Origin of the sequence: Streptomyces marincola, assembly GCF_020410765.1 — a bacterium.
Classification (GTDB): Bacteria; Actinomycetota; Actinomycetes; order Streptomycetales; family Streptomycetaceae; genus Streptomyces; species Streptomyces marincola.
On record NZ_CP084541.1, the window covers coordinates 5,755,742 to 5,775,585 of the forward strand.

Consider the following 19,844-nt stretch of genomic DNA (forward strand, 5'->3'; position numbering starts at 1 on the left):
GCCTGCCGTGCTCGACATCGCGACGGAACTGGGCGCCTGGTGCCGCGACGGGCGCGCCTTCGCCGTGGCCACCGTGACCGGCGTGCGGGGGAGCGCGCCGCGCCCGCCGGGCGCGGCCCTCGCGGTGGACGCCGAGGGCAGGGCCGTGGGCAGCGTCTCGGGCGGCTGCGTGGAGGGGGCCGTCTACGAGCTGTGCCGCGAGGCCCTGGCCACCGGCACCCCGCGCACCCAGCGTTTCGGCTACAGCGACGACGACGCGTTCGCGGTCGGGCTGACCTGCGGCGGCAGCGTCGACGTGCTCGTCACCCCGGTCCCGGCCGCCGCGCCGGAACGCCCCGTGCTCGCCGCCGCCTGCGCGGCGGCGGCCGGGGGCAGGGCCGCCGCCCTGGTCCGCGTGGTGGCGGGCCGGGAAGGGCCGCCGCGCGGCGCCCTGCTGGTGGCGCCGGACGGCAGCGGCACCGGCACGCTCGGCGCCCCCGAGGGCGCCGCGCTCGACCGCGCCGCCGCCGCGCGGGCCGCGGCCCTGCTGCGGGCCGGGCGCACCGGCACCGTCGACCTCGCGACCGAGGGCGGCCCGCCGGTCACGCTGCTCGTCGAGTGCAGCGTGCCGCCGCCGCGGCTGCTGGTGTTCGGCGCGGTCGACTTCGCCGCCGCGCTGGCCCGCGCGGGCGCGTTCCTCGGCCACCGGGTCACGGTCTGCGACGCGCGGGCGGTCTTCGCGACGCGCGAGCGGTTCCCCGAGGCGGACGAGGTGGTCGTCGACTGGCCCCACCGCTACCTGGACACCCAGCGCCTGGACGCCCGCGCCGCGGTGTGCGTCCTCACCCACGACGCCAAGTTCGACGTGCCGCTGCTCACCCGCGCGCTGCGGCTCCCGGTGGCCTACGTCGGGGCCATGGGGTCGCGCCGCACCCACGCCGACCGGATGCGGCGGCTGCGCGAAGCCGGGCTCACCGAGGCCGAACTGGGCAGGCTGCGCTCGCCGATCGGCCTCGACCTGGGCGCGCGCACTCCGGAGGAGACGGCGCTGGCCATCGCCGCCGAGATCGTCGCCGTGCGCCGCGGCGGCTCGGGCGTGCCGCTGACCGGCGGGTCCCTGCCCATTCACCCCGCGACCGGCTCGTGAGCCGGGGCGCGTGGGAGCCCGGCCGCGCGCCCGACTACCGGCGCGCGGCGCGCAGTTCACGCCTCCCGCGTGCCCCGGCGCACCAACGCGTCCGCCGCGTCGTTCACCGGCTGCGGCGTGCCCGTGAGGTCGAGCACGAACAGCGGCAGCCGCAACGCGTCCGCCTTGGCCCGGGCGCCCCGGTCGAACCCGGCCAGCGAGAACGCGACCGCCGTGGTGGGCTCGACCAGCGAGTGCAGCCACAGGGTCTCCACGTCCTCGGCCCCGGTCGGCTCCGTGGCCGCGTTGACCAGGCCGACGACGGCGGGCCCGCGCAGGTCGACGCCCGCGCGCGGGCGCGGCGCCGCCGTGCGCACGTCGGTGAAGCCGAGCCAGCGCAGGAACTGCGCCGCGCAGGCCACCGCGTCGTGCGCGGTCCTGATCGTCAGCGGCCGGAACGGACCGCGTTCCCCGGCCGCCACCCGTGCCGGGTCCGTCTCCGCCGAGCCGGCGGCCAGCCGGACGGTCACCCCGCACGAGCAGTCGAACTCGGCCTGCGGCCAGTGCCCGACCCGTCCGCACGCGTGGCACGTCAGCTCCGTCCACGACGCGGCCCACGTTCGGTGACGCACCGATACGGGTGAACTCTCACGGGGCACCGAGAGGGTGACCGCGGCCCCGCAGGCGCACGGATACCGGGGCGGAAGATAGCGGTGCTCCCGTCGGCAGGAAGGACAGCGCACCGGCACACTTTTCGTCATCTGGCGCTCCAGACAAGGAACTTATCGACGAGATTCCCCCCAGTCTCCCCTGTCGCGCGCCCGAACGCGCGCCGGGCGGCCGGATTCCATTGTTCTGCCGCCTTCACCGGATTCGTTCTTCGGAAAGTGACAGCTGATCTCGCCCTCTGTGTGGCGTACTGCGCGGACAGTGATATTTACTTTCCTTGTTCGGTCCGATTGGCCGCCCCCGCACGCATGGGGCGTGCACCGGCGGACATGGCCGATGTCGATGCAGACGGCAGGGGAGGGCCACGTGGCGGCAGGAGAAGCTGAAACCGCCCGCGGGACGCGCAGCGTTCCGCTCAGCGGGATGGACCCCCGCATGCTCACCTTGCGCTCCGCGGCGGAGCGGCTCCGCAGGGACCTGCGGGCCTACCCCGCGACACTCGCGGACCGTGAGATCGCCGAGCGCGAGCTGGCGGTGCTGGACGGACTGCTGGCCGCCGGAGTGCCGGACACCGCGGCGCTCGGCCAGTCGATGCTGCTGATCGCCGCCGCGGCCGGCTCGGTCAGCGCGCTCGCGGCCGGGGTGCACCAGTTGCGCCAGGCCGTCGAGCTGTTCGGCGTTCCGCACCATACGACCGCGAGGAGCCGCCTGACGGGGCGCTGACGGGCGGGCGGAGGGCGGACCGTGCGGAGGTTAGGTTGAGCCCGTGCGACTGAGACTTGAGTTCACCACCGAGCCGTTCGACCTCGACCGGCCGCCCGCGCACGCGGAGGCGGCGCGGGAGCTGGTGCTGTCCGCGCCGCTCGACTCGGTGGACGTCGGGCCCTTCGGCACCACCGTGGAGGGCGGCGCCGACGAGGTGGTCGAGGTCGTGGGCGGACTGCTGCGCCGCGCCCTCGCCTCGGGCGCCACCCGGATATCCCTCCAGGTGAACGCGCTTCCCGGGGCCGGCGGTGACGACTCGGGAGGAGGAGGCGCGTGAGCGAGGGCGGGGCCGGATCTCGCGAGGCGTTCATAGCCGCCCTCGCGCCGCTCGTCGCGGCCATCGGCGGGGAGATGATCGAGCCGGGCCAGGAGCGCGACGACGACGTCCTGCTGGCGTGGGCGGGCGCACCCGCGGTCGCGGTGCGGCTGCCGTTGCTCTCCGCGTCCCTCGAACACGTGCTCGCCGAGCTGGCCAGAACGCACGGCCGCCCCCTGGCCGACCTGGACCGGGCGACGAAGCAGCAGATCGTGCGCCGCCTTGAGGCCCGGGGCGCGTTCGCGATGCGGCACGGCGTGGAGACGGTGGCGGCGGCCCTGGGGGTCAGCCGCTTCACGGTCTACAACTACCTCAACCGTTCAACAAACTGTTGACGTCGTGGCGGGCTGCGGCTTAGCTGTCGGACATGACGCTGAGCCCCACGCCCGGCCTCGACTGGATCAACGGCGCCGACGAGCGCGCCGTGCGGGCGGCCCTGCGCCGCGCGTGCGCCGCCCCCGAGTGGGCCGCCGCCCTCATCGCCGCACGGCCGTATCCCGACGCGGAGGCGCTGCTGGCCGCGAGCGACCGGGCCGCGGCCGGCCTGACGGACGCGGGGCTCGCCGAGGCCCTGGGCGGCCATCCGCCGATCGGCCGCCCGGAGGCGGCGGACGCCGTCTCCGCGCGCGAGCAGAAGGGCATGGCCGGGGCGCCCGACGCGCTCAAGGCGGAGATGCGCGAGCTGAACCGCGTCTACCGGGAACGCTTCGGCCACGTCTTCCTGATCTGCGCCACCGGGCTGCCCGCGGAGCGGATGCGGGACGCGCTGCGGGCCAGACTCGGCAACACCCCCGAGCGCGAACGCGAGGTGGCGCGGGCCGAGCTCGGCAAGATCAACCGGGTGCGGCTGACCCGGCTGGCCGAGTCCACCGCGACCGTTTCCACGCATGTGCTCGACACGGCCGCCGGGCGGCCCGCGGCCGGGGTGGCGGTGGCCCTGGCGGTGGCCGCCGGGCACGGGGACGGCTGGACCGAGCACGCCGTGGGGCGCACCGACGCCGACGGCCGCTGCGCGGGGCTGCCGCCGCTGCCGGGCGGCGCGTCGTTCGCGCGCCTCACGTTCGGCACCGGCGCCCGCGCGGCCGGGGACGACGCGGAACCGGCCTTCTTCCCCGAGGTCAGCACCGCGTTCGCGGTGGTCCCGGGCGAGCACTTCCACGTGCCGCTGCTGCTGAGCCCGTTCGGCTATTCCGTCTACCGAGGGAGCTGATCGCCGTGCCGCCCACACTCGGCCAGAACCAGTACGGCAAGGCGGAGACCCGCGTCGTCCGCGTCACGCGCGAGGGCCAGGTGCACCATGTGCGCGACCTGAACGTGTCGGTGGCGCTCTCGGGCGACCTCGCCGAGGTGCACCTCGCGGGGTCCAACGCGGCCGTGCTGCCGACCGACACGATGAAGAACACGGTGTACGCGTTCGCGCGTGAGCACGGCATCGCCTCGCCCGAGGCGTTCGGCGAACTCCTCGCGCGGCACTTCGTGGGCACCCAGCCGGCCATCCACCGCGCCCGGGTGCGGATCGCGGAGTACGCCTGGGACCGGGTGCCGACGCCGGGGGAGGGGGCGCACTCCTTCGTGCGCGCCGGCGGCGGGACGCGGACGGCGCAGGTCACGTGCGACGACACGGGCGTGCGGACGCTCGGCGGGCTGACCGGGCTGACCGTCATGAACACCACGGACTCGGAGTTCCGCGGCTTCGTCAGGGACCGGTTCACCACGCTGCCCGAGGCCGACGACCGGCTCCTGGCCACGGACGTCACCGCGGTGTGGCGGTACGCCGCCGCGCCGGAGGACTGGGACGCGGCCCACGGAAACGTGCGCGACCGGCTGCTCGGCGCCTTCGCGGGCACGTACTCGCGGTCGCTCCAGCAGACGCTTTTCGCCATGGGTACCGCGGTGATCGAGAATGTGCCACAAATCGACGAGATCCGGTTGTCCTTGCCGAATAAGCACCATTTCCTCGTTGATCTCGAACCATTCGGCATGAGCAACGCGGGTCCCGACGGGGCCGTCTACATCGCCGCCGACCGCCCGTACGGACTGATCGAGGCGACCGTGCTGCGCGATGGCGCGCCGTCCCTCATTCCCGTCGACCTGACCGCCCCGTAAAATTGGAGGTCACTTCGTGACAGCCCCGCAGCGAATCGTGATCGAAAACTGCGCCATTGCGACCGTTGATGCGGACGAAACGGAGTATGCCACCGGTCATGTGGTCATCGCGGACCAGCACATCGAGGCGGTGGGCCCCGGCCCCGCGCCCGCGGACCTGCCCGGTGTCACCCGCCGCGTCGACGGCACGGGGCACCTGGCCACGCCAGGGCTGGTCAACACCCACCACCACTTCTACCAGTGGCTGACCAGGGGACTCGCCCAGGACGCCAACCTGTTCGACTGGCTGACCGCCCTCTACCCCGTGTGGGCCAGGATCGACGAGCCGATGGTCCACGCCGCGGCCCAGGCCTCGCTGGCCATGATGGCCCGCGGCGGCGTCACCACCGCGGCCGACCACCACTACGTGTTCCCGCGCGGGGCCGGCGACCTGTTCGGCGCCGAGATCAGGGCGGCCCGCGAGACGGGCCTGCGGTTCACCGCGACCCGCGGCTCCATGGACCTCGGCGAGTCCGACGGCGGACTGCCCCCCGACTTCGCCGTGGAGTCGACCGAGGAGGCGCTGCGCGCCACGGAGCAGGCGGTGCGCGAGCACCACGACCCGGCGCCCGGCTCGATGCTGCGCGTCGCCGTCGCCCCCTGCTCGCCGTTCTCCGTCACCACGGAACTCATGCGGGAGTCGGCCGCGCTCGCCAGGCGCCTCGGCGTCCGGCTGCACACCCACGGCTCGGAGACCGTGGAGGAGGCGGACTTCTGCCGCCGGCGGTTCGGCATGGGGCCGACCGCGTACTTCGAGTCCGTCGGCTGGCTGGGCGAGGACGTGTGGATGGCCCACTGCGTCCACATGGACGACGAGGACGTGGCGGCGTTCGCCCGCACCCGCACCGGCGTCGCCCACTGCCCCTCCTCCAACGCCAGGCTGGCCGCGGGCATCGCCCGCGTCCCCGACCTGCTCGCGGCGGGCGTCCCGGTCGGGCTCGGCGTCGACGGCACCGCGTCCAACGAGGCGGGCGAACTGCGCACGGAACTGCGCAACGCCCTGCTCGTGGCCCGCCTCGGCCCGCACCGCGAACGCGCCCTCACCGCCCGCCAGGCCCTGCGCCTGGGCACCCGCGGCGGCGCCGAAGTCCTCGGCCGCGACGGCGAGATCGGCTCCCTGGCGCCCGGCAGGCTCGCCGACCTGGTGCTGTGGCGGATCGACGGCCTCGGCCACTCGACCATCGCCGACCCGGTCGCCGCCCTCGTCCTCGGCCCCCCGGCCCCCGTCACCCTCTCGCTGGTGAACGGCGTCCCCGTGGTCGAGGACGACCGCCTGCTGACCGTCGACGAGGACACCGTGGCCCGCGCCGCGCGTACCCAGGCCCGCAGACTGGCCGACGCCGCCGCCGGCTGAACGGGCGCGCCCCGGCCCTGAGGACCGCGCGCGGGCGCGCGCCGGGAATTTCACGCGCTCGCAATGTGCCGCAATGGAGTTGCCCCCGCCCGCGGTTGCAGGATCGGCCCATGACCATGGACGAGACAGCCTACGACCGCCGCCGGCTGCGCCAGTGGCTCGCGGGCACCGCCCGCGCCGACGGCATTGACCGGCGCGACCTGCTCCGGCTGCTCGCCGGCGCGGGCGCCCTCACCGCGCTCACCGGGCTCGGCGCGCCCACGGCGCGCGCCGCCGCCCCCACGGCCGCGAGCGGCATCGTCAAGGCGCTGCCCGAGGACAGGTTCACGGTGCGCGGCACCAACGCGGAGACCCGTTTCCCCGCGCTGCGCGGCACCGGCAGGCTCACCCCGAACGACCTGTTCTTCGTCCGCAACCACACGGCCACCCCGGCCATCGACGCCGCGACCTGGCGGCTGACGGTCTGGGGCAGCGGACTGCGCGGCGGCCCGCGCACGTTCGGGCTCGACGACCTGCGCCGCATGCCGGCCACGGAACACGAGGCGTTCGTGGAGTGCGCGGGCAACGGCCGCAGCAACTTCACCACCCAGCAGGGCCAAACGGTCTCCGGCACCGCCTGGACGCTCGGCGCCATCGGCGTGGCCCGCTGGCGCGGCGTCCGGCTGGCCGAGGTGCTGCGGCGGGCGGGCCTGGCGCGTGGCGCGGTCGACGTCCAACCGCGCGGCCTCGACGCCGAGTTCTCCTCGGGCGGCGTGAACCTGGGGCGCGTGCGCCGCCCGCTGCCGCTCGCGAAGGCACTCGATGACGTGCTGCTGGTGCACGAGATGAACGGCGAGCCGCTGCCGCCCGACCACGGCCACCCGGTGCGGGTCCTCGTGCCGTCCTGGGTCGGCATCGCGTCGATCAAGTGGGTCGGCGACATCGAGGTCTCGGCCGAGCCGCTGTACTCGCCGTGGAACACCGACCTCTACCGCCTGTTCGGACCCGCCCATCCCGACGGGGGCAGCGCGCCGCTGACCCGGCAGACCGTCAAGAGCGCGTTCGAACTCGACCGGGGCGCGGTGTTCGCGGCCGGCCGCACCCACCGGCTGACCGGGCGTTCCTGGTCGGGGGCCGGCCGGGTGAGCCGAGTGGAGGTCAGCACGGACGGCGGCGCGCGCTGGCGGCCCGCCCGCCTCCACGACCGGCCGCGCCGCGACTCGTGGGTGCGCTGGTCCGCCGACTGGACGCCCCGCGCGGCGGGCCCGGCCGAACTGCTGGCCCGCGCCACGGACGAGGAGGGCACCACCCAGCCGGAGCGCACCGAGTTCAACGAGCAGGGCTACCTGTTCGCGGCGGTGGTCAGGCACCCGGTGACGGTGACGGCCTGACCGCACCCGCCGAACGGGCCGGTCAGCGGCGTCTGCTCCCCACCCGGGGGTCGACGCGCCGGGCGGCCCACAGCACGGTGGTGCGCTGCATCGTGAACGTCTCGCCGGTGGTGAAGAGGAGACGTTTGCGCCCCGAGCCGGCGGCGGCCATGTCGTGGACGGTGAAACCCTGGCCCCCGATCATGACCTGATCCCCGACGGCCACCGTGGTCGCGTCGATCTCCACGGACACCAGGACGCCCTTCACGACCGCTCCTCGCACGCCGGGGCGCAGGCCAGCAGCCGGTAGCCGCGCACGGTGGCCAGCAGGCGGGCCGGGCGGCGCCGCAGCCCGCATCGGCACAGGACACAGGCGTCACCGGCGCGCTGCCGGGGCGACAGGTCGCGCTCGACGTCCACCCCGGCCAGCGGGTCGGGCCCGCTCCCGGGCGGACAGACGTGATGGTCACCCTCGACGTACATGTAAGGGCAGTGCGGGCAGTCGACCAACGACCCCACCACCGGCGGCAGTTCAGGAGCCATCGCAGAGCCTCCCTGGCGGTTGAACAAGACGCTGCCAAGGTGCCGGTCCCGTCGGCGCGCTCGAAAGGACAGTGGCCCGCCGGGCTACTTCACAGCAGCAGGACATTTCCCGTGACACCGGGTGATCGGCGCATCACCGTCGATACTCTGCTCGCGACAGAGCAGAGGGAGCCGATGGCACGTACTCAGCCCAATCGCACACTCCACCACGTGATGGCGGAGGCTGGCTACACGCATGAGGGCCTGGCGGAGAAAGTCAACGACGAGGTCGAACGACTCCTCGGCAAGCCCGGCAGTACGTCCGCGCGTGTGGTCCGCCGCTGGCTGTCCGGTGAGGTGGCCTGGCCTCGGGAGCACAGTCGGCGGGCCCTGGAGGCGCTGTTCGGACGGTCGGCTCTCGATCTGGGGTTTCGGCAGGCCGACGGGGGGCGAGATTCAGAGCAGGTCCCCGCTCAGGGGCCGAGCCGACGTCAGGAACCGCCCGTGCTTCGTCGTCACTTCGTCGTTGGGCTGACCGGTGGCCTTCTCACGCTTCCCTCCCTCCCCGATGCCGGGAGGCTGGGCATGACGGACGTGGGGCGGGTCCGCGCGGTGGCCGTCCGGCTGCAACAGCTGGACGACCGCCATGGCGGCGCGGACCTCGCCGATGTCGCCGCTCGCTATGTGGAGCACATCGAGTCGGCGGTGCGTTCCTGCACCTTCGGGGACCGAACGCGGACCGGTCTGTACCAGGCCCTCGGCGAGGTGGCCAGTTCCGCGGGATGGCTCAGCTATGACGCCGGGCGGCAGCGGCAGGCGCGGGGCTGGTGGGACGCCGCGCTGCGCTACGCACTCCTGGCGGACGACAGAAATCTCCAGACGCGGATCTGGTCGTCGATGTCCGACCAGGCGACCGCGTTGGGGCACGGCAACGAGGGAATCGCCATCGCCCGCGTCGCGCTGGACGCGACGCGGGGCAGGCGGGAGGGGAAGCTGTCCGCCCTGCTCCATACCCGGGTGGCCGACGGGCACGCCGCGCAGGGCGACCGCGGGCCGTGCGCCCGGTCCCTGCTGCGCGCCGAACGGGCCTACGACCAGGGTGTGCAGGAGGATTCCGCGCACTGGCTGAGCTTCTTCAACGCCGGAGAGGTCTCTGCCGCCACCGCGCTCTGCCAGGCGGATCTCGGCCAGTACCCGGCCGCGGTGAAGGCGGCCAGGCACTCCCTCGCGGTCATCCGGGAAACCCCCCTGCGGCGCAACACGTTCTCCGCCCACGTCCGCCTGGCGCGTTGCCTCGCCGGTGCGGGGGAGTTCGAGGAGGCGCTCGCGGTGGGGCACCAAGCCCTCGACGTGCTGCCCGGCGTCCGCAGTCCGCGCGTGGAGGACCGGTTGCGGCAGCTCCGCACCGACCTGCTCGACCGGGGCGTGCGGGGCGCCGAGGACTTCTCCGCACGCTACGAGGCGGTGCGGGCGGGGTGACCCCGGCCGAGGTGACGACGACCCACTACACCCGTGAGCAGCTGCCGCAGGTGCGCGGCACCATCGTCGAGGTGTACTCCGAGGTGTATGCGGACGACATCGCCCGCGACCCGTTCTTCTCGCTGGAACGGTTCGAGGAACGGCTCGCGGCGCACACCTCGGCTCCCGGCTGGGCCTGCGTCGTGGCCGCGACCGGGACCGATGTCGCGGGCTTCACCTACGGTTTCGCCGACGGGGACGGCACCACGTTCAAGCTCTGCGAGAACATGCTCCGCGCCCCCTGGCGCGGTCGCGGGATCTCCCGCGTGATGCACGACGCGTTGACGCGCCGCCGGGAGGAACGGGTCGCCCAACTGCTGGTGCGCCGGGAACGGCCGCGCCTGCGGGCGCTGTACGAGAGCTGGGGGTACGCGCGCACCGGCGAGCAAGTGCCGTTCCCCGACGCGCCGTTGTACGACGTGATGACGCTGCCGCTGCGCTGAGCCGGGGCGGCGCCCCGGGGACCGAGGCCCCCGGGACACCGCCGGGGTGCTCAGACGCCGAACGCCGCCGGGTACCGGATGGTGCCGGCGGGCACCGGGCGGCTCTCGTCGAGGGCCAGGGCCATCATGGCCTCGTCCGGTACCTCGAAGGGCGCCCGGATGCCGAAGCCGGAGGCCGGGGTGAAGCCGAACCTCGGGTAGTACGCGGGGTGTCCGAGGACGAGCACCAGGTTCTCGCCCCTGGCCCCGGCCGCGTCGAGGGCGGCGCGGACGGCCGCGGAGCCGGCGCCGGAGCGCTGGACGGCGGGGAGCACCGCGCAGGGCGCGAGCGCGAGGGCGGGCCCGCCGTCGACGTGGCAGCGGGTGAGCAGCGCCTGCCCCACCACCGCGCCGTCCGGCGCGGTGGCGACCAGCGAGAGACCGTCGATCCACGCCTCGGGATCGGCACGCAGCGCGTCGACGATGCCCGCCTCCTGCGGCGTGGGGAACGCGGCGAGCAGGACGTCCCTGATGGCGGCGGCGTCCTCGGGGGTCTCGGGACGGGTGGTCCAGGTGGTCACGGTGCTTCCGTTCTCGATGGTGGGGGTGGAGGGGGAGGTGGGGCCGTGGGGGCGGAGGCGGTGCCCGCCGTGCGCGGGCGTGCTGTCCCGGCGTATCACTGGCGCTCCCGGAACCGGTAGGTGGCGCGCAGCTGCCGCGTGATCCTCTTGTTCGCGGCCTCGCGGCTCGACCGCAGCCGCGCGTCGGTGCGCGAGGCCGCGTGGGCGTTCTCCCGCAGCAGCTTGCGGTAGCTGTCCAGGCGGCGCCCGGGCAGCTCGCCCGATTCGACGGCGGCCAGGACCGCGCAGCCCGGTTCGCTGCTGTGCGCGCAGTCGGCGAACCGGCAGTGCTCCGCGAGGCGTTCGACGTCGGCGAAGGTCCGCTCAAGGCCGTCCGCGGCGTCGTGCAGACCGATCGCGCGCAGGCCCGGCGCGTCCAGCAGGACGCCGCCGCCGGGCAGCGGGAGCAGTTCCCGCCACGCGGTGGTGTGCCGGCCCCTGCCGTCCGTCTCGCGAACGGCGCCGGTCGCCAGCAGCTCCTCGCCCAGCAGCTGGTTGCCGAGCGTGGACTTGCCCGCCCCCGAAGGGCCGAGCAGCACGACCGTGCCGGTCAGCGCGGAGGTGAGCGTGTCCACGCCCTGCCCGGTCACGGCGCTGGTGACCAGCACGTCCGCGCCGGGCGCCACCTCGGCCACCTCGGCCGCGGCCCGTTCGGGGTCGTCGCACGCGTCGGCCTTGGTGAGCACCACGACCGGCCGCGCGCCGCTCTCCCACGCGAGCGCGAGCATGCGTTCCGTGCGCGCGTGCTTGAGCGGCGCGGCCAGCGACACGGTGACCGCGACGGTGTCGACGTTCGCGGCCAGGACCTGGCCGTGCGAGGAACGGGAGGCGCTGGAGCGCACCAGGGCGGTGCGCCGTTCCAGCACCGCGTGCAGCGTCGGCATCGGCTCCGCGCCGGCCGGGCGCAGGGCGACCCAGTCGCCCGTGCAGGGCGCCGCCCGCGGGTCGGCCCGGTCGGCGGCGCCGCCGGGGACCGCCGCCCGGACGGCGCCGGTGTCGGTGACGGCCTCGCACAGGCCGCGTTCCGCCCGCACGATCCGGGCCGGGAGCAGCCCGGCGGCGCGGTGGGGTGCGAAGGCGCGCTCGCGCGCCTCGTCCCAGCCGTAGTCCGCGAGGGAGTACGACGGGGTTCGGGAAGAGGGAGATGAAGAGGAAGACGGAGACAACGTGGGAACCTTTGAACGAGGGCCCCGGTGATCGCGGCACTCCACCCCGTGAGCTGTGCGGGCTCGCGGGGATGAGGATCGGGTCAGACCGGAGCCCGGGACGTGAGGATGGTCCGGCGGGCCCTGCGCATGGCAGCGGCCTTGACGGCAGTCATCGACTCACCTCCCCGTTCGCTCACGCAGTCGACCTGGTTGTCCCTGCGCCGTCCACGCTAGCACCTCCGCCCGCCGGGGCGAACGGGTTTTTCCGGCGCGGCCGTTCCCCGGCGCGCGCCCTGGCGCGTCCCGGCCGGGACGCGCCAGGGCGCCGCGGCCTCAGGCTTTGACCTCGGTGTGCTCGGTTCTGCCCGGCGCCGCGAGCAGCAGGCCCGCCGCCGCCACCCCCACGCCGACCAGCGCGGAGAGGAAGGCGGTGCGGAAGCCGTCGACGCCGCCGGCGCCGGCGGCCACGCCCACCAGCACCGCGAGTCCCAGGGCGCCGCCCAGCTGGTCGACCGAGCGCTGGACGCCCGCCGCCGTTCCCGCGTCGTCCTCGGTGACGCCGTGCAGCGCGGCGTTCTGGAGGGCGATCAGGCCGATGCCCATGCCGGCCGCGATGCCCGCCATGCCCGGCAGCACGTCGACGACGTACGTGCCCTCGTCCGGCAGGCGCGCCAGCCAGGCGAGGCCGGCGGCGGTGCACGCCAGGCCCACCAGCGCGGTGTACTTCGGGCCGAGGGCGCCGATGAGCCGCGACACCTGCGAGATGGCGAGGAACAGGGCCGCGCAGAACGGCAGGAACGCGAGCCCCGCCTGGAGCGGACCCATCCCGAGCATGTCCTGCATGTACAGCGTGAGGAGGAAGAACGAGGTGGAGAGCGCCGCGCTCAGCAGCACCGTCACGGCGTTGGCCACGGCGCGGACGCGGTGGCGGAAGAACGCGAGCGGAACGAGCGGGTTCCGCGTGCGCGCCTCAACGGCCACGAAGGCGGCGAGCAGGAGCACGCCCGCCACCACGACGGCGGGCGAGGACTCCACCACCCCGTAGACGAGGGCGAGCGGGCCCGCCGTCAGCAGCGCCGCGCCCGGCAGGTCGAGGCGCCCGGCCCGCTCGCGCCGCCCGTCGGCGGGCAGCAGGCGCGGGGTGGCCAGGAGCACCAGGGCGACGAGCGGGACGTTGATGCCGAAGATCCAGCGCCAGTGCAGCAGTTCGGTGATGACGCCGGACAGCAGCACCCCGGCCACGAGCCCGCCGGAGGAGATGGCGCCCCAGATGCCGAGCGCCTTGGCGCGTTCCGCGGGCCCGGGGAAGAGGAGCGCGATCAGCGACATCGCCGCGGGCGACGCCAGCGCCTCACCGGCCCCCTGGGCGAAGCGGGCGGCGACGAGCGTCGGCAGGTTGGGCGCGAGCCCGGCGGTGAGCGAGGCGAGCGCGAACACGGCGGCGCCGAGCAGGAACATCCTGCGTCGGCCGAGGAGGTCGGTGATCCGGCCGCCGAGCAGCAGCAGTCCGCCGCCGACCAGGGTGTAGCCGGTGACGACCCAGGACAGGGAGGCCGTCGGGGCGTCGAACTGCGCGCCGATGGACGGCAGCGCCACGTTGACGACGGTGACGTCGAGCGCGATGAGGAACTGGAGGAGGGAGAGGAACGCGAGGGCCGGCATCCGGCGGTCGGCGGGTGAGCCGGCTCGCGCCCGGGGAAGGGTGTTCACGAAGTGGGGTCTCCAGGTAGCGGAATGCCACGACCGCGGGGTCGTGAGGACGCTTCCGTGCCGGCACGGCGAACAGGCCGCGCCGGCGGGGGCCGGGGCGGCTGCGGCCGTGGGGCGGCACACCTGGAGTTACTTCGTGACAGCGATACCCATGCGGGCATCCTAACGCGGCCCGCCGCGCCCCCCTGCCGCCGCCGGGCCCCGGCGGCGGCAGGGGGGCGGAGGCGGCAGGGGGGCGGAGGCTCAGTCGAGCAGGTCGTACGCGGGCAGGGTGAGGAAGTCGACGTACTCCTCTTCGAGCGACAGCCGCATCAGCAGGTCGAACGCCCGCTGCCAGCCGCCCGAGACGAACGCGTCCTCGCCCACCTCGTCGCGGATCGCGAGCAGTTGGTCGGCGGCGACCTTGCGGACGTTCTCGCGCGTCGCCGCCTCGCCGGTGTCGGCGAGCACCACCCCGGCGTTGATCCACTGCCAGATCTGCGAGCGGGAGATCTCGGCGGTCGCCACGTCCTCCATGAGGTTGAACACCGCGACCGCGCCCCGGCCCGCCAGCCAGGACTGGAGGTAGCGGGTGCCGACCTGCACGGCGTTCCGCAGCCCCTCGCACGTCGGCCGCGCGTCGAGCGAGTCGATCGCCAGCAGGTCGTCCGCGGTGACCTTCACGTCCTCGCGCAGCCGGTCCTTCTGGTGCGGCCGGTCGCCGAGCACGGCGTCGAAGGACTCCATGGCCACCGGCACGAGCCCCGGGTGCGCCACCCACGAGCCGTCGAACCCGTCGCCCGCCTCCCGGTCCTTGTCGGCCCGCACGCGCTGGAAGGCCAGGGCGTTCACGTCGGCGTCCTTGGACGGGATGAACGCCGCCATCCCGCCGATGGCGTGGGCGCCGCGCCGGTGGCAGGTGCGGACGAGCAGTTCGGTGTAGGCGCGCATGAACGGCGCCGTCATCGTCACCGCGTTCCGGTCGGGCAGGACGAACGCGCTGCCCGCGTCGCGGAAGTTCTTGACGATGGAGAACAGGTAGTCCCAGCGGCCCGCGTTGAGCCCCGAGGCGTGGTCGCGCAGCTCGTAGAGGATCTCCTCCATCTCGAACGCGGCCGTGATCGTCTCGATCAGCACCGTGGCGCGCACGGTGCCCTGCGGGACGCCGAGGGCGTCCTGGGCGAAGACGAACACGTCGTTCCACAGCCGGGCCTCCTGGTGCGACTCCAGCTTGGGCAGGTAGAAGTACGGGCCCTTGCCCAGCTCGATCAGCCGCTGCGCGTTGTGGAAGAAGTACAGGCCGAAGTCCACCAGGGCGCCGGGGATGCTGCGGCCCTCGACGCTCAGGTGCCGCTCGTCCAGGTGCCAGCCGCGCGGGCGGGTCACCACGGTCGCCAGTTCGGTGTCGGGCTTCAGCGCGTACCGCTTGCCGCGCTCGTCGGTGAAGTCGATGGCGCGGCGGAAGGCGTCGCGCAGGTTCAGCTGGCCGCCGATGACGTTGGCCCAGGTCGGGGAGGTGGCGTCCTCGAAGTCGGCGAGCCAGACCCGGGCGCCGGAGTTCAGGGCGTTGACCGTCATCTTGCGGTCGGTCGGGCCGGTGATCTCCACCCGGCGGTCCTGGAGCGCGGGCGGTGCCGGGGCCACCTGCCAGTCGCCCTCGCGGATGCCGGCCGTCCCGGGCAGGAAGTCGAGCGTGTGCGACGTGGCGATCTCACGGCGGCGCCGCGCCCGGTCGAGCAGCAGCGCGTCCCGGCGCGGGGTGAACCGCCGGTGCAGCTCGGCCAGGAAGTCGAGTGCTTCGCCGGTGAGGATCTCCTCCTGCCGGGGCAGGGTGGCGGGGGCGGAGACGGTGACGGCTGACATGGGCGTCACTCCTTCAACGAGGTTGGAAACGGATATTAGTTTCCTCATGATGGAAGATCAATGAGATCGCCCGGCTCGTCGACATCATCAGGCGCCCCGACGTCCCCGCACTCGACCAGCGTGACCTCCCGCCCCCGCAGGTACCCGCGTGCGCCCGCGTCACCCCGCGCCGCGGCCCGAACGCCGCCGAAGTGCGCGGAACCGATCAGCACCGGGTGCCCCCGCTCCCCGCCGTAGGCCGCCGCGGCCAGCACGTCCGGCCCCGTGAACGCCGCCGCGACCCTGCGCATCGCCGCCGCCCCGACGCGCGGCTGGTCCACCAGGGCTACCAGGGCCGCGCCCGCGGTGCCGGGCAGCGCGGCGAGCCCGGCCCGCAGCGACGAGCCCATGCCCGACTCCCAGTCGGCGTTCTCCACTACCTCGCAGCCCGTCAGACGCGCCCTGGCCCGCACCTCGGCCGCGCCGGCGCCGAGCACGACGTGCACCGGCGCGCAGCCCGCGGCGCGCAGCGCCTCGGCCGCCGCGTCGACGAACAGCCGGCCCCGGAGCGTCAGCAGCGCCTTCGGCCGCCCGCCCAGGCGACGGCCGCCGCCCGCGGCGAGCAGCAGCCCGGCGACGGGGCGGCCCGCCGGGGCGCTTATGCGTCCTCCCCGGCGTTCCCCGCCAGCGCGAGCGAGAGGTCGGCGGCGACTTCGCGCAGCAGCGGCGCCATCTTCTCCGTCGCCTCGTCGGTGACCCGCCCGGCCGGCCCCGACACCGAGATGGCCGCCGCCGTCGGCGCGTCCGGCATCGCGACGGCGATGCACCGGACGCCTATCTCCTGCTCGTTGTCGTCCAGCGCGAACCCGTTCTCCCGCACGCTCCGCAGCGCGTCGAGGAACGCCTCGGGCGTGGTGATGGTGCGTTCCGTCGCCGCCGGCATCCCGGTGCGGCGCAGCAGCGCGCGCACCTCCGCGTCCGGCAGGCCGGCGAGCAGCGCCTTGCCCACGGCGGTCGAGTGCGGCAGCACCCGCCGGCCGACCTCGGTGAACATGCGCATCGAGTGCCGCGACGGCACCTGCGCCACGTACACCACGTCGTCGCCGTCGAGCAGGGCCATGTTCGCGGTCTCGCCCGTGGCCTCGACCAGGCGGGCCAGGTGCGGCCTCGCCCACGTGGCCAGCGGTCGCGCCGCGCTCTCCCCGAGCCGGATCAGGCGGGGCCCGAGCGCGTAGCGGCGGTTGGCCTGCTGGCGCACGTACCCGCAGGCGACCAGGGTCCGCATCAGCCGGTGGATCGTCGGCAACGGCAGTCCGCTGCTGGCCGCGAGCTCGCTCAGCCCCGTCTCGCCTCCCGCGTCGGCCATGTGCTCAAGCAGGGCGAAGGCGCGCTCCAACGACTGGACCCCGCCGCCGTTGGCTGCGGTCTTGCGCACGTCGGACGGTGGCACGTCGCGTTCCTTTCGGGCGGTCAGAAGGCAGCCTACCGGGCCGCCCCTTGACGTCCCGCGCCCGTCGCCCGAGGATCGAACCCGACCATTTCAACGAAACGTTGAAGGCCGCGGTGTGCGGGGGGAGGCACCCGGCCGGAGGGATGGCCCGTTGACCACCACCACCCTCGTCCTGCGCTCGACCCGCGTGATCACGCCCCAGGGACAGCGCCCCGCCGACATCGCCGTCTCGGGCGAGCGGATCGCCGCCGTGCTGCCGCACGGCTCACCGCCGCCCGCCGGCGCCCGCCTGGTCGACTACGGAGACGCGGCGCTGCTGCCCGGACTCGTCGACACCCACGTGCACGTCAACGACCCGGGGCGCACGGAGTGGGAGGGCTTCGCCACCGCCACCCGCGCCGCCGCCGCCGGCGGCGTCACCACCCTGGTCGACATGCCGCTCAACAGCGTCCCGCCCACCACCACCGCCGCCCACCTGGCGGTCAAACGCGCGGTCGCGCGGGACACCGTCCACACCGACGTCGGCTTCTGGGGCGGCGCGGTGCCCGGCAACACCGCCGACCTGCGCGGGCTGCACGAGGCCGGGGTCTTCGGCTTCAAGTGCTTCCTGTCGCCCTCGGGGGTCGAGGAGTTCCCCGAACTGACCCCGGCAGGGCTCGAAGCCGCCATGGCCGAGACCGCGCGCCTGGGCGCGCTGCTCATCGTGCACGCCGAGGACCCGGGCCGGCTGGCCGAGGCGGCGCCGCCCGCGGGCAGCGACAGGTACGCCGACTTCCTGGCCTCCCGTCCCGACGCCGCGGAGACCGAGGCCATCGCCCTGCTGCTCGCCCTGGCCCGCCGCCTCGGGACCCGCGTGCACATCCTGCACCTCTCCTCGGCCGCCGCCCTGCCGCTCATCGCCGGGGCCAGGGCCGAGGGCGTGCGGGTCACGGCCGAGACCTGCCCGCACTTCCTCACCCTGACCGCCGAGGAAGTGCCGGACGGGGCAACGGAGTTCAAGTGCTGCCCGCCGATCAGGGAGGCCGCCAACCAGGACGCGCTGTGGCGCGCGCTGGCCGCCGGCACCCTGGACGCCGTGGTCTCCGACCACTCGCCCTGCACCGCGGACCTCAAGGTGCCCGACTTCCAGGCCGCCTGGGGCGGCATCTCCTCCCTCCAGCTCGGCCTCCCCGTGCTGTGGACGGCGGCCCGCGCCCGCGGCCACGACCTGGCCGACGTGGCCCGCTGGACGGCCGCAGGGCCCGCCCGGCTCGCCGGCCTGCCGGGCAAGGGCGCCATCGCCCCCGGCCGGGACGCCGACATCGCCGTGCTCGACCCGGAGGCCGAGTTCACCGTCGACCCGGCCGCCCTGCACCACCGCAACCCCGTCACCGCCTACGCCGGCCGCACCCTGCGCGGCGTGGTGCGCGCCACCTGGCTGCGCGGCCTGCTGATCGCGGAGCACGGGAACGTCACCGAGCGCGCGGGCCGCCTCGTCGTCCGGCCCGGCACCGCGACCGACGTGCCGCAGGCGCGGATCGCGGACCGCGGTGGGGCAGGCGAGGCCGGTGGGGCCGGTGGGGCTCGCGAGGATGCGGGGGACACAGGGAACCCAGGGAACCGAGGGGGCGCGGGGGGCGCGCCCGCGGCACCGGCCGCGCGGCGGGACACCGGAAGGGGAACGCCATGACCACCCACTTCACCGGCGCCGCGCCGCCCTACCACGGCGGCGACCCGTACGCCGACTACCGTGCCCCAGAGCCGGGGGCCGTGCCGTTCCTCCACCTGCCCGACCTGGCCGACCGGCGGCTCGGCGGCTCGGTCCTGGCGGCGAGCGACGAGTTCTTCGCGGAGCGGGAGAACCTGCTGCTCCCGGGCCGGCCGGTGTTCGACCCGGCCGCGTTCGGGCACAAGGGCAAGATCATGGACGGCTGGGAGACCCGCCGCAGGCGCGGCCCCTCGGCGGACCGGCCGCACCCGGCCGGCCACGAGCACGACTGGGCCGTGATCCGCCTCGGCGTGCCCGGCGTGATCCGCGGCGTCGTCGTCGACACCGCCCACTTCCGGGGCAACCACCCGCGCGCGATCGCCGTGCACGGCACCGCGACCCCCGAGGACGATGCCGCCTGGACCGAACTGGTGCCCGTCACCGAGGTCGGCGGGCACGCGGCCAACGCCTTCCCGGTGTCCGTGCCGCGCCGGTTCACGCACCTGCGGCTCCTCCAGTACCCCGACGGCGGGGTCGCGCGGCTGCGCGCGCACGGCGACCCCGTGCCCGACCCGGCCTGGCTCGCCGCGCTCGGCACGTTCGACCTGCTGGCGCTGGAGAACGGCGGCGCGGTCGAGGACGCGAGCGACCGCTTCTACTCGCCGCCAGGCCACACGATCCACCCCGGCCGGCCGCGCAGCATGGCGGAGGGCTGGGAGACCAGGCGGCGCCGCGACGACGGGCACGACTGGCTGCGCTACCGCCTCGCGGGCCCGGCCGTGATCAGGGCCGTGGAGATCGACACGGGGAGCTACAAGGGCAACGCCCCCGGCTGGGCCTCCCTCTCGGTCCTCCCGGTCGGCGGTGCGGGGCCCGGCGCGGACGCAAGCCCCGGGGAAACGGCCGGCCCGGACGGCACGGAGACCGGCGCGGCCGGGCACGGGAACGGCGGCGAGGGCTGGCACGAGGTGCTGCCGCGCACCGCGCTGCGCCCCGACACGGTGCACCGCTTCGTCCTGCCCGAGCCGGCCCCGCCCGCCACGCACGCCCGGCTCGACGTCTACCCGGACGGCGGCCTCGGGCGCCTGCGGCTGTTCGGCTCGCTCACCCCCGAGGGCGCCAGGCACCTGGCCGAGCGGCACCGGCGGCTGACCGGCTGATCCGCGCGGGGCGGGCGAGCACGCCCGCTCGGCGTGCGCGGGCTCGGGCAGCCGCGCACGCCGAGCGCGCGTGCCGGGGGGAT

General features: G+C 75.0%; 21 protein-coding genes. 12 read left to right on the forward strand and 9 right to left on the reverse strand.

Translation table 11 applies throughout. The annotated features are described in order from the left end of the window. Positions 1–7 precede the first annotated feature (7 nt). Positions 8–1,126, forward strand: a complete 1,119-nt coding sequence (locus LC193_RS25405; RefSeq protein WP_226077705.1) for an XdhC family protein — start codon at positions 8–10, stop codon at positions 1,124–1,126. A 56-nt stretch (positions 1,127–1,182) separates the two neighbouring features. Here the strand turns inward: LC193_RS25405 and LC193_RS25410 are convergent, their stop codons facing one another. Then, positions 1,183–1,737, reverse strand: a complete 555-nt coding sequence (locus LC193_RS25410; protein WP_318842185.1) for a hypothetical protein — start codon at positions 1,735–1,737, stop codon at positions 1,183–1,185. Between the two features lie 472 nt (positions 1,738–2,209). On the opposite strand from LC193_RS25410, the gene LC193_RS25415 reads away from it, so the two are divergent. From LC193_RS25415 to LC193_RS25445, 7 genes are all read left to right on the forward strand, one after another. Continuing rightward, on the forward strand, positions 2,210–2,497 hold the full coding sequence (locus LC193_RS25415; RefSeq protein ID WP_255307951.1) for a DUF5955 family protein: 288 nt from the start codon (positions 2,210–2,212) through the stop codon (positions 2,495–2,497). Between the two features lie 43 nt (positions 2,498–2,540). Continuing rightward, positions 2,541–2,816, forward strand: coding sequence for a thiamine-binding protein (locus LC193_RS25420; protein WP_226077707.1), 276 nt, complete (start codon positions 2,541–2,543; stop codon positions 2,814–2,816). Further along, a complete protein-coding gene (locus LC193_RS25425; RefSeq protein ID WP_226077708.1) occupies positions 2,813–3,190 on the forward strand; it encodes a helix-turn-helix domain-containing protein in 378 nt (125 codons plus the stop codon). Before LC193_RS25420 ends, LC193_RS25425 begins: the two co-directional genes overlap by 4 nt. A 32-nt stretch (positions 3,191–3,222) precedes the next feature. Continuing rightward, positions 3,223–4,065: a 2-oxo-4-hydroxy-4-carboxy-5-ureidoimidazoline decarboxylase gene (gene uraD / locus LC193_RS25430; protein ID WP_226077709.1), complete on the forward strand. Its 843-nt coding sequence runs from the start codon at positions 3,223–3,225 to the stop codon at positions 4,063–4,065. Between the two features lie 5 nt (positions 4,066–4,070). Then, positions 4,071–4,961 carry a factor-independent urate hydroxylase gene (gene pucL / locus LC193_RS25435; RefSeq protein ID WP_226077710.1) on the forward strand — a complete coding sequence of 297 codons (891 nt, stop codon included), beginning with the start codon at positions 4,071–4,073 and terminating at the stop codon, positions 4,959–4,961. A gap of 16 nt (positions 4,962–4,977) precedes the next feature. After that, positions 4,978–6,354: an 8-oxoguanine deaminase gene (locus LC193_RS25440; RefSeq protein WP_226077711.1), complete on the forward strand. Its 1,377-nt coding sequence runs from the start codon at positions 4,978–4,980 to the stop codon at positions 6,352–6,354. Positions 6,355–6,464: 110 nt separating this feature from the next. Continuing rightward, positions 6,465–7,724 carry a sulfite oxidase gene (locus LC193_RS25445; protein WP_226077712.1) on the forward strand — a complete coding sequence of 420 codons (1,260 nt, stop codon included), beginning with the start codon at positions 6,465–6,467 and terminating at the stop codon, positions 7,722–7,724. A gap of 22 nt (positions 7,725–7,746) precedes the next feature. Here the strand turns inward: LC193_RS25445 and LC193_RS25450 are convergent, their stop codons facing one another. Both LC193_RS25450 and LC193_RS25455 read right to left on the reverse strand, forming a co-directional pair. Continuing rightward, positions 7,747–7,971, reverse strand: a complete 225-nt coding sequence (locus LC193_RS25450) for a hypothetical protein (RefSeq protein ID WP_226077713.1) — start codon at positions 7,969–7,971, stop codon at positions 7,747–7,749. Continuing rightward, positions 7,968–8,246 carry a hypothetical protein gene (locus tag LC193_RS25455; protein ID WP_226077714.1) on the reverse strand — a complete coding sequence of 93 codons (279 nt, stop codon included), beginning with the start codon at positions 8,244–8,246 and terminating at the stop codon, positions 7,968–7,970. Before LC193_RS25455 ends, LC193_RS25450 begins: the two co-directional genes overlap by 4 nt. 564 nt (positions 8,247–8,810) lie before the next feature. On the opposite strand from LC193_RS25455, the gene LC193_RS25460 reads away from it, so the two are divergent. After that, positions 8,811–9,704 (forward strand): tetratricopeptide repeat protein, encoded by an 894-nt coding sequence (locus LC193_RS25460; protein ID WP_226077715.1) that lies wholly within the window; start codon positions 8,811–8,813, stop codon positions 9,702–9,704. An 11-nt stretch (positions 9,705–9,715) separates the two neighbouring features. Next, positions 9,716–10,186 carry a GNAT family N-acetyltransferase gene (locus LC193_RS25465; protein ID WP_226077716.1) on the forward strand — a complete coding sequence of 157 codons (471 nt, stop codon included), beginning with the start codon at positions 9,716–9,718 and terminating at the stop codon, positions 10,184–10,186. 50 nt (positions 10,187–10,236) lie between these two features. On the opposite strand, the gene LC193_RS25470 is transcribed toward LC193_RS25465, so the two are convergent. From LC193_RS25470 to LC193_RS25495, 6 genes are all read right to left on the reverse strand, one after another. Next, entirely contained in the window at positions 10,237–10,746 is a 510-nt protein-coding gene (locus LC193_RS25470; RefSeq protein WP_226077717.1) for a GNAT family N-acetyltransferase, read from the reverse strand. 95 nt (positions 10,747–10,841) lie between these two features. Continuing rightward, positions 10,842–11,951: a ribosome small subunit-dependent GTPase A gene (gene rsgA / locus LC193_RS25475; RefSeq protein WP_226077718.1), complete on the reverse strand. Its 1,110-nt coding sequence runs from the start codon at positions 11,949–11,951 to the stop codon at positions 10,842–10,844. A 315-nt stretch (positions 11,952–12,266) separates the two neighbouring features. Then, on the reverse strand, positions 12,267–13,643 hold the full coding sequence (locus tag LC193_RS25480; protein ID WP_226077719.1) for an MFS transporter: 1,377 nt from the start codon (positions 13,641–13,643) through the stop codon (positions 12,267–12,269). Positions 13,644–13,886: 243 nt separating this feature from the next. Further along, positions 13,887–15,485: a malate synthase A gene (gene aceB / locus LC193_RS25485; protein ID WP_226077720.1), complete on the reverse strand. Its 1,599-nt coding sequence runs from the start codon at positions 15,483–15,485 to the stop codon at positions 13,887–13,889. Positions 15,486–15,529: 44 nt separating this feature from the next. Then, positions 15,530–16,126 (reverse strand): nucleotidyltransferase family protein, encoded by a 597-nt coding sequence (locus tag LC193_RS25490; RefSeq protein ID WP_226078877.1) that lies wholly within the window; start codon positions 16,124–16,126, stop codon positions 15,530–15,532. Continuing rightward, a complete protein-coding gene (locus tag LC193_RS25495; protein WP_226077721.1) occupies positions 16,123–16,914 on the reverse strand; it encodes an IclR family transcriptional regulator in 792 nt (263 codons plus the stop codon). Before LC193_RS25495 ends, LC193_RS25490 begins: the two co-directional genes overlap by 4 nt. 151 nt (positions 16,915–17,065) lie before the next feature. Between LC193_RS25495 and allB the strand changes: the two genes are divergently transcribed. Next, positions 17,066–18,583, forward strand: coding sequence for an allantoinase AllB (allB, locus tag LC193_RS25500; protein WP_226077722.1), 1,518 nt, complete (start codon positions 17,066–17,068; stop codon positions 18,581–18,583). Next, complete coding sequence (alc, locus tag LC193_RS25505) at positions 18,580–19,761, forward strand: allantoicase (protein ID WP_226077723.1); 1,182 nt, start codon at positions 18,580–18,582, stop codon at positions 19,759–19,761. The genes allB and alc overlap by 4 nt, the downstream gene beginning before the upstream one ends. Positions 19,762–19,844 lie beyond the last annotated feature (83 nt).

What these genes read in the sequence shown, in the direction of transcription:
- uraD (WP_226077709.1), top strand. Translation starts at nt 3,223, where the DNA reads ATGACGCTGAGCCCCACGCCCGGCCTCGACTGGATCAACGGCGCCGAC.
- LC193_RS25415 (WP_255307951.1), top strand. Translation starts at nt 2,210, where the DNA reads ATGCTCACCTTGCGCTCCGCGGCGGAGCGGCTCCGCAGGGACCTGCGG.
- aceB (WP_226077720.1), bottom strand. Translation starts at nt 15,485, where the DNA reads ATGTCAGCCGTCACCGTCTCCGCCCCCGCCACCCTGCCCCGGCAGGAG.
- LC193_RS25445 (WP_226077712.1), top strand. Translation starts at nt 6,465, where the DNA reads ATGACCATGGACGAGACAGCCTACGACCGCCGCCGGCTGCGCCAGTGG.
- LC193_RS25460 (WP_226077715.1), top strand. Translation starts at nt 8,811, where the DNA reads ATGACGGACGTGGGGCGGGTCCGCGCGGTGGCCGTCCGGCTGCAACAG.
- LC193_RS25455 (WP_226077714.1), bottom strand. Translation starts at nt 8,246, where the DNA reads ATGGCTCCTGAACTGCCGCCGGTGGTGGGGTCGTTGGTCGACTGCCCG.
- alc (WP_226077723.1), top strand. Translation starts at nt 18,580, where the DNA reads ATGACCACCCACTTCACCGGCGCCGCGCCGCCCTACCACGGCGGCGAC.